At 28.2% G+C, this 16,072-nt stretch carries 17 protein-coding genes and 1 pseudogene; all 18 read left to right on the forward strand.

Translation table 11 applies throughout. The features are described from left to right. Positions 1–130 (forward strand): annotated as a pseudogene (gene tuf, locus ACRCZX_RS06455) (elongation factor Tu); the annotation flags it as partial. Positions 131–237: 107 nt separating this feature from the next. Next, positions 238–846: a hypothetical protein gene (locus ACRCZX_RS06460; protein ID WP_438582110.1), complete on the forward strand. Its 609-nt coding sequence runs from the start codon at positions 238–240 to the stop codon at positions 844–846. Between the two features lie 94 nt (positions 847–940). Further along, positions 941–1,768: a transketolase gene (locus tag ACRCZX_RS06465; RefSeq protein ID WP_438582111.1), complete on the forward strand. Its 828-nt coding sequence runs from the start codon at positions 941–943 to the stop codon at positions 1,766–1,768. Positions 1,769–1,788: 20 nt separating this feature from the next. Beyond that, the gene (locus tag ACRCZX_RS06470) at positions 1,789–2,712 is read left to right on the forward strand and encodes a transketolase family protein (protein ID WP_438582112.1); all 924 of its coding nucleotides are present in this window, start codon (positions 1,789–1,791) and stop codon (positions 2,710–2,712) included. A 59-nt stretch (positions 2,713–2,771) separates the two neighbouring features. Continuing rightward, positions 2,772–3,569 carry a cell division protein FtsX gene (locus ACRCZX_RS06475; RefSeq protein WP_438582113.1) on the forward strand — a complete coding sequence of 266 codons (798 nt, stop codon included), beginning with the start codon at positions 2,772–2,774 and terminating at the stop codon, positions 3,567–3,569. Between the two features lie 2 nt (positions 3,570–3,571). Beyond that, on the forward strand, positions 3,572–4,660 hold the full coding sequence (locus ACRCZX_RS06480; protein WP_438582114.1) for a murein hydrolase activator EnvC family protein: 1,089 nt from the start codon (positions 3,572–3,574) through the stop codon (positions 4,658–4,660). A gap of 11 nt (positions 4,661–4,671) precedes the next feature. Continuing rightward, entirely contained in the window at positions 4,672–5,469 is a 798-nt protein-coding gene (locus tag ACRCZX_RS06485) for an NAD(+)/NADH kinase (RefSeq protein WP_438582115.1), read from the forward strand. Then, positions 5,463–7,124, forward strand: a complete 1,662-nt coding sequence (gene recN / locus ACRCZX_RS06490; RefSeq protein ID WP_438582116.1) for a DNA repair protein RecN — start codon at positions 5,463–5,465, stop codon at positions 7,122–7,124. The genes ACRCZX_RS06485 and recN overlap by 7 nt, the downstream gene beginning before the upstream one ends. Next, positions 7,124–7,915: a tyrosine-type recombinase/integrase gene (locus ACRCZX_RS06495; protein WP_438582117.1), complete on the forward strand. Its 792-nt coding sequence runs from the start codon at positions 7,124–7,126 to the stop codon at positions 7,913–7,915. Before recN ends, ACRCZX_RS06495 begins: the two co-directional genes overlap by 1 nt. Before the next feature lie 2 nt (positions 7,916–7,917). Beyond that, positions 7,918–8,811 carry a GTPase Era gene (era, locus tag ACRCZX_RS06500; RefSeq protein ID WP_438582118.1) on the forward strand — a complete coding sequence of 298 codons (894 nt, stop codon included), beginning with the start codon at positions 7,918–7,920 and terminating at the stop codon, positions 8,809–8,811. Between the two features lie 126 nt (positions 8,812–8,937). Continuing rightward, positions 8,938–9,537 (forward strand): thymidine kinase, encoded by a 600-nt coding sequence (locus ACRCZX_RS06505; protein ID WP_438582119.1) that lies wholly within the window; start codon positions 8,938–8,940, stop codon positions 9,535–9,537. Next, positions 9,537–10,388 carry a KH domain-containing protein gene (locus ACRCZX_RS06510; protein WP_438582120.1) on the forward strand — a complete coding sequence of 284 codons (852 nt, stop codon included), beginning with the start codon at positions 9,537–9,539 and terminating at the stop codon, positions 10,386–10,388. The genes ACRCZX_RS06505 and ACRCZX_RS06510 overlap by 1 nt, the downstream gene beginning before the upstream one ends. Beyond that, entirely contained in the window at positions 10,389–10,808 is a 420-nt protein-coding gene (locus ACRCZX_RS06515; RefSeq protein ID WP_438582121.1) for an HD domain-containing protein, read from the forward strand. Between the two features lie 10 nt (positions 10,809–10,818). Beyond that, complete coding sequence (locus ACRCZX_RS06520; RefSeq protein WP_438582122.1) at positions 10,819–12,591, forward strand: TIGR03960 family B12-binding radical SAM protein; 1,773 nt, start codon at positions 10,819–10,821, stop codon at positions 12,589–12,591. Between the two features lie 9 nt (positions 12,592–12,600). Continuing rightward, the gene (ung, locus tag ACRCZX_RS06525; RefSeq protein ID WP_438582123.1) at positions 12,601–13,269 is read left to right on the forward strand and encodes a uracil-DNA glycosylase; all 669 of its coding nucleotides are present in this window, start codon (positions 12,601–12,603) and stop codon (positions 13,267–13,269) included. 67 nt (positions 13,270–13,336) lie between these two features. Beyond that, positions 13,337–13,729 (forward strand): hypothetical protein, encoded by a 393-nt coding sequence (locus ACRCZX_RS06530; RefSeq protein ID WP_438582124.1) that lies wholly within the window; start codon positions 13,337–13,339, stop codon positions 13,727–13,729. Positions 13,730–13,830: 101 nt separating this feature from the next. Then, positions 13,831–15,228 (forward strand): UDP-N-acetylmuramoyl-L-alanyl-D-glutamate--2,6-diaminopimelate ligase, encoded by a 1,398-nt coding sequence (locus ACRCZX_RS06535; RefSeq protein WP_438582125.1) that lies wholly within the window; start codon positions 13,831–13,833, stop codon positions 15,226–15,228. 6 nt (positions 15,229–15,234) lie between these two features. Continuing rightward, positions 15,235–16,071, forward strand: a complete 837-nt coding sequence (gene kdsA, locus ACRCZX_RS06540; protein ID WP_438582159.1) for a 3-deoxy-8-phosphooctulonate synthase — start codon at positions 15,235–15,237, stop codon at positions 16,069–16,071. Position 16,072: the final 1 nt, after the last annotated feature.

Here is a 16,072-nt window from a genome sequence, read left to right on the forward strand (position 1 = left end):
GCCAGGAGATAACATCGAAATGACAATAGAGTTAATTCATGCAATCGCAATGGAACCAGGATTAAGATTCGCAATAAGAGAAGGAGGAAGAACGGTAGCTTCTGGAGTTGTTGCAGAAATTACTAAGTAATCTTACTTATAAAATATATTAGAGAGTTAAGTTTAACTTAACTCTCTTTTTTTATATTTTCATTTATAAAAATGTGTTATAATATGAAAAAATAGAAAGGATAGGTCATGGCAGTAGATTTTACAAAAATTATAGATACTTTTGAGTCTATAAGTTTCATAGGTTTAATATTAATTTGGATGTCTTTTTTGGTTGGAATGAAATTTCCAGATTGGGATTTCAAATTGAAAATAAAACATCGAAATATATTAACGCATAGTCCTGTTATTTTATGGATAATGGTATATTTCTATAATACTCAAAAAAATGTAGAAGTTTTTAGGTTTTCAATTATGGGGTTCGCTTTAGCGATAGGATTACATATGATTTTTGATTTTTTTCCTAAAGGATGGTCAAGAGGAGCACTTATATATTTTCCCTATTGTAGAGTTGGATTAGGAGTTAAAGGCAGTAAAGGATTTATATTTTCAACATGTGTTTACTGTATATTTCTAGCTATAAAATATTCTCAGACATATTTAGAAGCATTAATTTTATTTGGGCTAGGAGTGTACACGATTGTAAAAAATAAGAAAAAAGAAGAAAAGTTTTATAGACCGTTTATATTTTTTTCAGTGTCATGCTTTTTTTTAAGTGCAGTAAAATATGATGAAATAAGTGAAATTATAGGATTTGTTGTACACTTAATTTTGGAAAAAGTAAAATTTCTATTTTAATACATCAAAAATAGAATAAAACAAATACCTTAGCTTGACAAAAGAAGTTCTTTTTTAATATAATTTAACTAATAAAGGATTGAGAGGAGAAAAAATGAGAGATATTAATTTTTTAGTAGAACAAGCAACTAAAATAAGAAAAGACATTGTTCAAATGATATGCAAATCAAAATCAGGACATCCAGGAGGGTCTTTATCAGCTGCTGATATAGTTACTGCTTTATACTTTTCAGAGATGAACATAGATCCTAAAAAACCTAAAATGGAGGGAAGAGATAGATTTGTATTATCAAAAGGACATGCAGCTCCAGTTCTTTATTCAGCATTAGCTGAAAGAGGATATTTTGATAGAGCACTTTTAGATACTTTAAGAGCTTATGGATCACCTTTACAAGGACATCCAGATATGAAAAGACTTCCAGGTATAGAAATCTCAACAGGTTCTTTAGGACAAGGTTTATCAGTAGCTAATGGAATGGCACTTTCTGCTAGAATGTCTGGTGAAGACTATAGAACTTATATTTTAATGGGAGATGGAGAGTTGCAAGAAGGGCAAGTATGGGAAGCAGCAATGACAGCAGCTCATTACAAGTTGGATTCAGTATGTGCTTTCATTGATTGTAACAATCTTCAAATAGATGGAAATGTAGATAAAATTATGGGTGTTGAACCTCTAGATAAAAAATGGGAAGCTTTTGGATGGAATGTAATAAAAATAGATGGACATAACTTCGAAGAGATCTTCCATGCTTTAGATGCTGCAAAAGCTACAAAAGGAAAACCAACAGTTATTATTGCCAACACTGTAAAAGGAAAGGGAGTATCATTCATGGAAAATGTATGTGGATTCCACGGTGTAGCACCAACAGCTGAAGAAACATTGAAAGCAGTAGCAGAGTTAGAAAAAGTATCAGAGATATAATAAATTTGGAGGATGAAAAAATGAAAAAATCTACGAGACAAGCTTACGGTGAAGCATTAGTAGAGCTTGGAAGAAGTAATAAAAATATAGTTGTTTTAGATGCAGACTTAACAAAATCAACAAAGACAAATCTTTTTCAAGAAGAATTTCCTGAAAGACATATAAATGTTGGAATAGCTGAAGCAGATTTAATTGGAACAGCAGCAGGACTTGCAACATGTGGAAAAATTCCTTTTGCTTCAACATTTGCAATGTTTGCAGCGGGAAGAGCTTTCGAGCAAATAAGAAACAGTGTAGCTTATCCAAAGTTAAATGTAAAAATAGCTCCAACTCATGCGGGAATCTCTGTGGGAGAAGATGGTGGTTCTCATCAATCAATCGAGGATATATCCCTAATGAGAAGTATTCCTGGAATGGTTGTATTATCACCAGCAGATGCAACAGAAACTAAAAAAATGATATTTGCAGCAGCAGAATATAATGGGCCTGTTTATATAAGAATGGGAAGATTAGATGTTCCAGTATTATTTGATGAATCATATGATTTCCAAATTGGATTAGCAAATACAATAAAAGAAGGTCATGACGTTTCAATTTTAGCAACAGGTTTAATGACAGCGAAAGCTTTAGAAGCTGCAGAAAAATTAGAAGCTGAAGGAATATCAGTAAGAGTTATAAATGTAGGAACGATAAAACCATTAGATGGAGAAACTGTATTAAAAGCAGCTAAAGAAACTAAATTTATAGTAACAGCAGAAGAACATTCTGTAATAGGTGGACTTGGATCAGCGGTATCAGATTTTTTATCTGAAAATCATCCAACATTAGTTAAAAAAGTTGGAATTTATGATAAATTTGGTCAAAGTGGAAAAGGTGAAGAGCTATTAGAAAAATATGAGCTAACAGCAGAAAAGTTAGTATCAGTAGTAAAAGAAAACTTATAGAAAATATTCAGTATAGAGGCGAGTTAAACTGGCCTCTATATTTTACTTAGGGAGAAGAGATGGAAAATAAAAAAGGGAAAAGAACATTTATAGCTTTGGCGCTTAGTTTTATGATATTTAATATATTTATTTCGTTATCTTCTAATAGCTATTTTATTGGGAAAGTATTAAAAAATAATTTTTTTATGACCATAGAGTTACAAAATGATGGGTCGAAAGATAAGATTCAAGAGTTTGAAAGATTTCTCTTAGAAAATGAGAATGTAAAAGGTATAAAGTTTTTATCAAAAGAAGAAGCTTTTAGAAATTTACAGAAAGAGTTAGAAATAGTTATACCGAAAAGTGAAAATCCATTACCAAACTCAATGATTGTGTATTTTAAAAATGAAAAAAACCTTCAAACCATTCAAGAATTATTAGATGTTAATCCAATGGTGAGAGAGATATATATAGATAATAATTTTTTACAAAACAATACAAAAAAAATAAATATAGTAAACATTTCAGTAGTTATATTTTTGATTTTGTCAGCGACGACATATTATCAAATAACAACGATATTAAGAGGAGTTATCATAAGAGATTATATGATATATTCAATGAAAAATTCTCAAAACAAAAAGAATTTTTTAGTTGCAAGAAATAAAAATTTAATTCCTCTTCTTGGAAGTTCGTTAGTTGGAGGATTATTATTTTCTAATTTTTATGTACTTTTAAGAGAAAAATATCAAGAAATTTTATCAAATTTAATTATTCAAAGTTTTAATCAGATTTTTGTATTGGAAATAGCGGCAACATTAATTGTTTTAATATTAAGTTGGAAATCAACAGCAAGACTAAAAAGAGATGAGGTTTAGTCATGAAAGTGTTGATGATTTTTTTTATTTGTTCAACTTTTATATTTGGAGATAGTGTAAGTAATTTAAAAAATAGAGTTAAGAAGATAGAGACTGAAATAAAGCAAAAAAATACTCGTATTCAAAATATAAACTCTGAAAAAGTAAGCGCTGAAAAACAGATTGAAAATATTAACAATGAAATTAAAGAGATTGAGAAAGAAGCTCAAAAAATACAAGAAGATATAAAAATAGTAAACAGAAGTATTGAGTATGGTGGATTAAATTTAGATGTGAGTAAGAAGGTCTTAAATAGAAAAAAAATAGAATTTAAAGCAAAAATGATAGAAGTTACCAGAAAATCAAGTTTAGAGAGTGAAAACAAAGAAAGAAGTATTGCTAAAAGAAGTTTTTCTAGATTGCTTTATGGAGATTTAGAAAGTATGGAACACATTAAAACTATTCAAGTTTCTATAAAAGAAGTGAAAAAAGATGTTGAAAAAGATAGACAAAAGTTAACTTTGTTAAAGAGAAAGTTGGATTCAAATAGAAAATCTGGCGAAATAAAAAGATTAGAAAAAAACAGATTGATAACTAAATTAAATCAAGAAAAAACAAATCATGTAAAAAATATTGGTGAGTTACAATCTCAAAAGAAAAAAGTAGAAAAAGAAGTAGAAAGAATAATTAAAGCAAGGGCAGCAGCTTCTAAAACTGTAAAATTAGATAAAGCTATAATAGGCTTAGGTAAATTTATAAAACCAATACCTGGAAATATAGTTGTAAAGTTTAAGTCTAAAAAAAATGGTATAGTAGAAAGCAATGGTATAGAGATAGCAGGAAAAATGGGTGCGAAAGTAAAGGCTTCATCCAAAGGAAAAGTTATTTATGCAGATAAATTCCAAGGTTTAAATAATGTTGTTATGATAGATTATGGATATAATACAATAGGTGTTTATGGGAATCTAATTGCAGTTAAAGTAAAACTAAATCAACAAATTCAAAAAGGGCAAGAGGTTGGAATTTTAGGTATGAATACAGAGGAAAAAACAAATCTTTATTATGAGGTTAGATTTAATCTAAAACCAATAAACCCTGAATCTTTATTTTAATGGAGGAAAAAATGAAAGGGACTATAATTTATAACGAGGATAAAGATGAGGCTAAAAGACTATATTTAGAATTATTAGATTTCTTTTTGGTAAAAAAAATAGAGATACTTCCTTTAACTGAGATATTAAAAGCAGATTTTGCAGTTGTTATAGGAGGAGATGGAACACTTTTAAGAGCCTCTAAAAATTTGATAAAGAATGAAAAAATAGATGTATTTGCTGTAAATGCAGGCTCATTAGGGTTTTTGACAGAGATAAAGGCAGAAGAATTTGAAGAAACTTTCAACGATTATTTAAATGGAATTATAAAAAGAGAAAGTAGACAGTTTTTAGAGTTAGTTATAAGAGATGAAAAAATAGATGTATTAAACGAAGTCGTAATATCTAAAAAAATGTCAAGTTCAAAAATTTTAAATATATCTATGAGTACACAAAATACGAAAATATGCGATTATAAAGCAGATGGAATAATAGTTGCTACTCCAACGGGATCTACAGCATACTCACTATCTGCTGGAGGACCAATTGTTATGCCACAAATAAAGGCTATTGTAGTAACCCCGTTAGCTCCACACAACTTGGCAACTAGGCCTATAATAATAAGTGGTGAAGAGAGGTTGATCTTAAATTTAAATCCTGAACAAAAAGGTAGTATAATAGTTGATGGAGAAAATGAAAGAGAGATTGAAAAAGGAGAAAAAATATCAATTTATTATTCGAGCAAAAAAATTAATCTAATTCTAACAAAAGGAAGAGATTATTATGGAATTTTAAGAGATAAGTTAAAATGGGGAGATAACCTATGTTAAAAGAATTGAAAATAGAAAATTTAGCAATAATAGAAAAAGTAGATTTAGAATTTGAAAAAGGATTAATTGTTTTAACTGGTGAAACAGGAGCAGGAAAATCAATAATTTTGAGTGGTATTAACTTATTGATTGGAGAAAAAGCTAGTGCTGATATGGTTAGAGATGGCCAAGAATTCCTTTTAGCGCAAGGTGTTTTTGCTGTTAATGAAGAGCAAGAAGCAGAGTTGAAAGAGATGGGAATAGATGCAGAGGATAATGAAGTTATAGTAAGAAGACATATTGATAAGAATGGAAAAGGAAAAGCTTTTGTTAATAATATAAGGGTTCCAATGTCTAGCTTGAAAGAGATAATGGCGACTTTGGTTGATATAGTAGGACAGCATTCACATCAAATGCTTTTAAATAAAAGTAACCATTTAAGATTGATAGATAGATTTTTAGGAGAAAATGGAACAATTTTAAAGAAGCAATTAGAAGCCATATATAATGAATATTGGAGTTTAGAAAGAAGAATACAAGATGTTGAAAAAAACAAACGTGAAACTTTGGAAAAAAAGGAATTTTATGAATTTCAACTTGAAGAAATTGATAAAGTAGCTTTAAAAGATGGAGAAGATGAGAAGCTAGAAGAGGAATATAAAAAGTTATTTCATGCTGGAAAAATAAAAGACAAGCTATCTTTAACAGAAGAATTATTGAAAGATGGAGAAAAAAATGCATTAAGCATAATCTATAATAGTAGAAAAAATTTAGAAATTATTTCAAAATATGGAAAAGAATTCCAGGAGAATTTAGAAAGGTTAGAAAGAGTATACTATGATTTACAAGATTGTGTGGACTCTATAAAAGATTTAAATGATGACATAGAATCAGATGATATAAGATTAGAAAAAGTAATATCAAGATTAGATTCTATTAATCGTTTAAAGTTAAAATACGGAGATGAAATATCAAAAGTAATTGATTATAGAAATAAAATAGAAGAAAAACTTCAACTTTTAGATGAAAATAGCTTTCAAGTTAAAAAATTAGTTAAAGAGAGAGATGAAGCTAAAAAAAAATACTATTCATTAGCAAAAGAATTAAGTGAAATCAGAAAAATAAAAGCTAAAATAATAGAAGAAAATCTTCAAACAGAATTGAAAGGTTTAAATATGCGAGATGTTAAATTCGAAGTTAAATTTGAAGAATCTTCAGCAATGTCTTTAAGTGGAATAGATTTAGTTGAGTTTATGATTTCAACAAATTTTGGGCAAAGTTTAAAACCTCTTTGGAAAGTAGCATCAGGAGGAGAAGTTAGTCGAATAATGTTGGCTATAAAAGTTATATTTTCAAAAGTTGATAACATACCTATTTTAATATTTGATGAGATAGATACTGGTGTTGGTGGTGAAACTGTTAGAAAAATAGCTAATAAGCTTAAAGAAATTGGAGAGACAACACAAGTTATGAGTATAACTCATTCTCCAGCAATAGCAGCAAAAGCTTCACAACAATTTTATATAGAAAAAAAATTAATAGATAATAAAACAGTAACACAAGTAAAAAAATTGAATAAAGAAGAAAGAGTTGAAGAGATTGCAAGAATGTTAGCAGGAAAAAATATATCTGAAGCTGTTATTGAACACGCTAAAGAACTACTAGGTGATGTGTAATGGAATTGTTAAAAGATTTTTTAAAATATAAATCAGATTCTAAAAGTTTAAAAAAAGAAACTTTAGATTTATACTCTGGTGATATGAAAGATTTTGAAGAGTTTTCAAAAAAAGATATTTTAAATATAGAAAAAAAAGATGTTTTAAAATATATAGAATTTTTAAAAAGTAATTACCAACAAAATTCAATTTTGAGAAAAATAAGTACAATAAAAATATTCTATAGATATCTTTTAGAAAAAAGAATGATAGATGAGAATCCAGCCGATGGAATAACACTTGAAAAAGCACCTGAAAAAGAGTTGGAAACTTTAGAAATCTGGGAGATTAATAATATTTTAAATATTTGTAAAAAAGATTTTAAAGGAATTAGAGACAAGTTAGTAATTAAACTTCTTGTAGAAACAAATCTATCAATAAATGATATTCTTAAAATTAAAATATCTGATTTAGAACTATATTCTTATCAATTTATTTTTAACGAGGACAAAGGAAGCAAGGTTAAAATATCTGAAGAACTTTCAAATGAGTCTGAAATATATGTAAATGAAGTTAGAGAACAGCTTTCTAGTGGGAATAGTAACCTAGTGTTTTATGGTTTTACAAGACAATCTTTTAGAGCTAGGTTTATAGCCTTAGGTAAAAAATGTGGTATTGAAAGAGAGATAACTCCAAATATGTTGAGAAATACTTTGAAAACTATGGTAAAATATAATGATGAAATTAATGAAGAACAATTCCTTTTGGATTTAAAGGAATTGTATTTTAAAATTGGAATAGGAGATGATTAATAGTGAAAGCTGGATTTATAGCAGTTGTAGGAAGACCAAACGTTGGAAAATCTACATTAATAAATAAACTTGTAAACGAAAAGGTAGCTATTGTTTCTGATAAAGCAGGAACAACAAGAGATACAATAAAAGGAATTTTAAATTTTAATAAGAATCAATATATTTTCGTTGATACACCAGGTATTCATAAGCCAAAGCATTTATTAGGAGAACATATGACTAATAGTGCAATTAGAGTTTTAAGAGATGTAGATGTTATTGCAATGGTAATAGATGCATCACAAGAGATTAGTACAGGTGATTTATTTGTATTGGAAAAAATAAAAGAAGCAAGAAATACACCTAAGGTTTTAATAGTGAATAAGATTGATAAAGTTGATGATGAAGAGCTAGAAGCGAAAAGAGCTGAAATAGCTGAAAAGTTAGGAGATTTTAATGCAATTATAGAGATTGCAGGGCAATATGCAATAGGAATTCCAAAGTTATTAGATGCATTAGATCCATTTTTAGAAGATGGAATAAAATATTATCCAGATGATATGTATACTGATATGCCTACATATAGAATAATAACTGAAGTTGTAAGAGAAAAGATATTAGAAAGAACAAGAGATGAAATACCTCACTCTGTTGCAATAGAAATTATTAATGTTACTAGAAGAAATAATGGAAAAGATAAGTTTGATATAAATATCTATGTTGAAAGAGATTCTCAAAAGGGAATTATAATTGGAAAGCAAGGTAGTATGTTAAAAGAGATAGGTATTGAAGCTAGAAAAGATATAGAAAGCCTTATAGGTGTTCAAATATACTTAGAGCTTTGGGTGAAAGTAAAAGATGACTGGAGAAAGAAAAAGCCATTTTTAAAAGAGTTAGGATATGTAGAAGAGAGATAAAAAATTCAAAAGTAGCTATAATGGCTACTTTTTTCTTTACGGAAATTTATAGTTTTGTTTGATATGGTAGTTATGATATAATAGAAAACAGGTAAAAAAATTGTTAGATATGGAGGAAAAAAAGCAATGCATTTATTGTTAACAGAAGGAATGGGTTGGATAGAGGTTGTAACTGGAAGTATGTTTTCAGGTAAAAGTGAAGAGTTAATAAGAAGAATGAGAAGATCAAAGTATGCAAATCAAAAAATAGTGGTTTTTAAGCATGCAAGTGACAATAGATATGATGATACAAAAGTAGCTTCACATAGTCAAGCTTTTATTGAGGCAGTGCCTGCTTCAACTGTAGAAGAGATGAGAAAAATAATAGAAACTGAATATAAAGATGTTAGAGTAGTAGGAATTGATGAAGTTCAATTTTTTGGGGATGAAGTAGCTCAATTTTGTGAAGAGCTTGCCGATACGGGAAAAAGAGTAGTAGTAGCAGGATTAGACCAAGACTTTAGAGGTGAACCATTTAAACCAATGGATAGATTGATGGCAAAAGCAGAATATGTTGATAAATTTAATGCTATTTGCGCTTCTTGTGGTAATCCAGCTTCAAGAACTCAAAGACTTGTAAATGGAGAACCTGCTTATTTAGATGATCCAATTGTGTTAGTTGGAGCAAGCGAAAGTTATGAAGCAAGATGTAGAAGATGTCATATAATTAGAAAAAGAGGGGAATAATGAATTTTAGAGGAGTGGAAAAAACTGATAAATGGGGATACATATTTACAGTTTTTTATAACGGAGAAAAATTTCATTCTTTCGATGAAATGGCAGGAAAAAAGACTGTAAAAGGTGAGTTCAGAAAAGAAATGAATGAACTTGGATTTACATGGGCAAAAGGGATTCAACAAGGTGGTAGAACTGATGCTAGAGTTTCTGCTGAAAGAAATATGCTTTATGTAAGTAGTAATTTTGAAGGGGATTTAAATGATATAATATCTAAGTTTAATGAAAAAATGAAGGAATTTATATTTATAAGAAAAGTACAAAAAACTTTTCCAAATTTATCATTTCCAGATTATATAGAAAAGAGAGAGTATTCATATAAATATCCAAAAAAAAGAATAAAAAGGTCAACTGAAGATATCGAAAAAACATTATTAGAAATAAGTGGAACTTATGATGTAAGCAGATTTACTGATAAAAAAGGTTTAGAGTTAAAAGAACACGAAAGAAGTGTAAATATAATTTTTGAAAAATCAATTTTAAAGTTTATAGGAAATTCATTTATGCCAAAACAAGTTAGGAATATGGCTGGATATATTTTAACAGGAGAAATAGAAACTTTTCCTGGAAAATACCTAACATTAGAAAATGTATATTTAAAAACAGAATTATTAGAAAAAATAATATTATCTTGTAATGATTTTGTGATTGAAGGTGTTCAAAAGATAGAAAAAACATTTGATAATAAAATATTTGTTTTTTATGTAAAAAAAGAAAAAAAAGGAGAAGTAATAGGTAAAAATGCTTCAAATATTAAAAATTTAAGAAAACAATTTGGGAATATAGTTATAAGGGAGATTTAAATGTTTTCTAGATTGAAACAAGGTTTTAGATGCTTGTTCTTAAAATTTAATAAAAATCAAGAGTTAGAAGTGAAATCGATATTATCACTAGATGAATTTAAAATTTTTAATAAAATGAATGATTATGATAAATTACATTCGTTTTTGATTTATAAATGTGTGATGAAAAATAAAGTTTTAAAAAATGATAGATTGTATTTAAAGTTAGCTTTACTTCATGATAGTGGAAAAGGAAATGTGACTTTTTTTAGAAGAGTAAAAAAAGTTTTAATTGGAGATGAAAAATTAGAAAAGCATCCTCAAAATGCTTTTGAAAAATTAAAAAAAATCGATATAGAGTTAGCTAAATTATGTAGAGACCATCATAAAAAAGATGTGGAAAGTAAAATGAAACTTTTCCAAGACATTGATGATGAGTAAAAGGAGATATATGAGAGTAGATATAAGCAAACATTTAATGTCAGTAGAAAAACCAGCTCAATATTTAGGAAATGAAATAAATAGTTTTCATAAAGATTTAGAAACAATAAAAGCTAGAATGTGTTTATTTTTTCCAGATATTTATGAAGTAGGAATGTCTAATTTAGGGATAAGACTATTGTACACTATTATGAATAAAGTTGACAACTTTTACCTAGAAAGAGGATTTGCTCCTATGGAGGATTTAGAAACTTTAATGAGACAAAATGATATACCAATGTTTTCTTTAGAGACTAAAACAGATTTAAAAGATTTCGATGCTATTGGATTCTCACTTTCTTATGAGATGTGTTATCCAAATGTTTTAAACGCTTTAAGTTTATCGAAAATACCTTTACATGCAGATGAAAGAGGAGAAGAATTTCCTTTAATAATGGCGGGGGGAACATGTATGATGAATCCAACTCCTATGGAAAAATTCTTAGATTTCTTTGTAATTGGTGATGGTGAAGAAACAATGACTAAATTAGCTGAAACTTTGGTTCGTTTAGCAGGAAAAACGAAAGATGAAAAATTAAATGCTATAAAAGATTTTGATGGCGTTTACATTCCAAAATTTCATAAAGGTATAAAAAGAATTAAAAGAGCAATTTTAAAAGACTTAGATAATTCAGTATCTTATTCTGAGCAATTAGTTCCTTATATACAAGTGGTTCATGATAGAGCTTCAGTTGAAATTCAAAGAGGATGTACAAGAGGATGTAGATTCTGTCAAGCAGGATATGTTTATAGACCTGTTAGAGAAAGAAGTTTAGAAAAAAATATAGAGCTAATAGATAGTATGCTGTTTAATACAGGTTATTCTGAGATATCATTATCTTCATTAAGCAGTAGTGATTATACGGCAATAACTCCTTTGATAGATGGATTGCAAAAAAAATACGAAAATAAAAATTTAGCAATTTCATTACCATCTTTAAGAATGAATACTCATTCAGTAGATGTAGCTGTAAATATAAGTGGTGGAAAAAGACCAAGTTTCACATTTGCACCAGAAGCAGGAAGTCAAAAAATGAGAGATGTTATAAATAAAGGAGTAACAGAAGAAGAAATTTTAGAAACAGCAGAAGCAGCCGTAAAAGCTGGTTGGGATAACCTTAAATTTTACTTTATGATTGGATTACCATTTGAAACAGATGAAGATATAATGGCAATTTATGAATTAGTAAGAACAGTTACATATAAATGTAGAACAATAAGAAGAAGAGTAAATATAACAGCAAGTATTTCAAATTTTGTGCCTAAACCACATACACCTTATCAATGGGAAGAACAAATGAGTATCGAAGAAGCTCAGAGAAAACAAAATATGTTAAGAGAAGCTTTTAAAGGAATGAAAGGAGCAACATTAAGAATGCATGCTCCTAAAAAATCATACTTAGAAGGGTTCTTATCTAGAGGAGATGAAAAAACAGGAGCTTTAATAGAAAAAGCTTTTGAAATTGGAGCAAAGTTAGATGATTATAAAGACAACTTCTTAATATGGAAAGAAGCTATGGAAGAACTAAATATAGTAGATGAAGATTATATAGGCAAGAGAGATTTAGATGCACATTTACCTTGGGATATTGTTGATGTTGGAGTGGATAAAGAGTTCTTTATAAGAGAGTTAGAAAATAGCGAAAAGCAAGCTTTAACAGTAGATTGTAGAGAGCAATGTTCTGGTTGTGGAATGAAGAAATATGTAAAAGAATGTGGTTCACTAACTTTAGATAAAAAATAGGAGTGGATTATGTTAAAAATAGGAAATGATTGGGATAATATATTAAAATCAGAATTTGAAAAAGAATACTTTTTAAAAATAAAAGATGTTTTAAAAAGTGAATATATTAAAAATACTATTTATCCTCCAAGAGAAGATATTTTTACAGCTTTCAAATTAACACAATATCAAGATGTAAAAATTGTAATACTAGGACAAGATCCTTATCATGGTTCAGGCCAGGCTCATGGCTTAGCATTTTCTGTGAGAAAAGGAATAAAGATACCACCTTCACTTAGAAATATATATAAAGAAATTTTATCTGAAGGAGAGGGAGAAACTTTTAATCATGGATGCTTAGAATCTTGGGCGAAGCAAGGTGTTTTTTTATTGAATGCAACGCTTACTGTAAGAGAAAGTGAAGCAAACTCTCATAGTAAAATAGGATGGACAATATTTACAGATGAAGTTATAAAAAAAATAAATGAAAAGCAAGAACCTGTAATATTCGTACTTTGGGGAAATAATGCGAAAGCTAAAAAAAAGTATATAACAAATAAAAATCATTTTATAATAGAGGGGGTTCATCCGAGTCCTTTGTCAGCAAGTAGAGGTTTTTTTGGGTGCAATCACTTTAAAATAATAAATGATAAACTAAAAAAAAATTATAATATGACTATTAATTGGAATTTAAAATAAAATTATTGACATAAAGATCAAAAAAAGGTTAAACTTTATTTAAGTAAATCTTAGTGTGGAGGTTTTTATGAAAAAAATATTAATATTATTAACATTACTTGGAAGCATAGCATATTCATCAGAAAATAGAGATGGAACTTATAGAGGAGTCTATGTCTCAGGACAAGAAACTCAAGTGGAAATTCAATTTGATTTAAAAGATGATATAATTGAAAAACCAAAATATAGAACACTTTATTATAAAGGCGAAAATTTTTTGAAAAATAAAGATTTAGAAAAAGAGAAATTAAAATACGAAGCTTTGTTATCAGAAATAATAGGAAAAAATGTTAATACTGCTACAGAATTGTTATATGCACCAGGAGATATTGAAAATGCTGGAGCATCTGTAAGAGCAACAAAAGTAAGATCAGCAATAAAGCATGGATTAAGTACAGGTGTATATACACCTGCTAAATAGATATAAAAACAGAGGAGAAATCCTCTGTTTTATTTTATAAATATTTTTTTATATTTAAAAATGCTATAATAATCTTTAATAATATAGAGTGAGGTGCAATTATGGAAAAATTATTTAAAAATATAGATTATAAAGTTTTGAAATTAATAGATAAAGATATATATACTGGCAATTTAGAATATGACTCTAGAAAAATTAAAAATGGAGATATATTTGTCGCTTTAAAAGGTAATTTAGTTGATGGTCATAAATATATTGAGAAAGCTTTAGAAAATGGAGCTGTTTGTATAATAGTATCAGAAGAAGTAGAATTAAAAGGAGATATTTCTTATTTTTTAGTTCAAAATTTGAGAGAAAATTTAGGTAAAATTGCATCTAATTTTTATGGAAACCCAGAGAAAAAATTAAAAATAATTGGAGTTACTGGAACAAATGGAAAAACAACGACAACATATTTAATAGAGCAAATTTTAGGAACAGAAAAAGTAGCTAGAATAGGCACAGTAGAGTATAAAATTGGTGACGAAATAATCGAAGCTCCAAATACAACTCCAGAATCTTTAGACATAATAAAGATGAGTAAAAAATCAGTTGATAAAGGGTTAGAGTATTTAGTTATGGAGGTTAGTTCTCATGGTTTAACGAGTGGAAGAGTTGATATGTTAGATTTTGATGTAGCTGTATTTACTAATTTGACACCAGAACATTTAGATTACCATAAAGATATGGAAGACTATTTTTTAGCTAAAAAAATATTATTTGAAAAATTAAAAAATAAAAAAAATGGAATAATAAATATAGATGATAGATATGGAAAAAGAATTTATGATGAGTTTGGAGGAGTTTCTTGCTCTTTAGATAATTCAGCAGATTTAGATAGAAATACAATAATAGAGATGAAACCAACATTATTAGGGAAATTTAATATGTATAATATTTTGGGTGCTATTGGTGTTGGAAAAATTTTAGGAATAGACAAAAATATAATAAAAGAAAGAGTTAAAAATATAAAAAGTGCTCCAGGAAGATTTGAGGCAGTATCTGTAGGACAAGATTTTAGAATTATAGTTGATTATGCTCATACAGGAGATGCTTTGGAAAATATTCTTCAAGGTGTATTAGATCTAGAAGAAAATGGGAAAATAATTACAATTTTTGGTTGTGGTGGTGATAGAGATAAAATTAAAAGACCAATAATGGCAGAAGTTGCAGAAAAATATAGTGATCTTACTATAGTTACATCAGATAATCCAAGAACAGAAAATCCGAATAGCATAATAGATGATATAGTAAAAGGATTCCAAAATAAAAATTATATAATTGAAATAGATAGAAAAGAAGCAATTAAAAAAGCAGTTTTAAAAGCAGAAAAAAATGATATAATACTAATAGCTGGAAAAGGACATGAAAATTATCAAATAATAGGAACAAAAAAAATCTATTTTGATGATAGAGAGATTGCGATCGAAGCGATAAAAGAATTGAAAGAGGTGAAGTAATTGAAAATAGTACAAGAAGTAAAAAAGGTTAAAATAGCAGATAAGTTTGAAATAGGTGGAAATAATAGATTTACATTAATAGCTGGTCCATGTGTAATTGAATCAGAAGAGTTAGTAATGGAAGTTGCAGAAAAGGTAAAAGATATTTGTGATAGATTAAACATAAACTTCATATTTAAAGCTTCATTTGATAAAGCAAATAGGTCTTCAATACACTCATACAGAGGACCTGGAATAGAAAAAGGTTTAGAAATTTTAAAAAAAGTAAAAGATAGATTTAATATACCTCTAATAACAGATGTTCATGAAGTATGGCATTGTAAAGAAGTAGCAAAAGTTGTAGATATAATTCAAATACCAGCTTTTTTATGTAGACAGACAGATTTATTAATAGCAGCAGCAGAAACTGGATTACCTGTTAATATAAAAAAAGGTCAATTTTTAGCTCCTTGGGATATGAAAAATATAGTCGTGAAAATGGAAGAGATGAATAATGAGAATATAATGCTATGTGAAAGAGGTTCAACGTTTGGATATAATAATATGGTTGTAGATATGAGAGGATTTGCTGAAATGAGAAAATTTGGATACCCAGTTGTATTTGATGTAACTCATGCAGTACAAAAACCTGGAGGCCTTGGAACAACGACATCAGGAGATAGAGAGTTTGTATTTCCACTTATGAGAGCGGGATTAGCAATTGGAATAGATGCAATATTTGCAGAAGTTCATCCAGACCCAACAAATGCAAAATCTGATGGACCAAACATGCTATTTTTATCTGACTTAGAAGAGATATTGAAGGTAGCTGTAAAAATAGATGATTTAGTAAAAGGTAGATAAT

It is taken from the genome of Cetobacterium sp. (assembly GCF_051658645.1).
Classification (GTDB): Bacteria; Fusobacteriota; Fusobacteriia; order Fusobacteriales; family Fusobacteriaceae; genus Cetobacterium_A.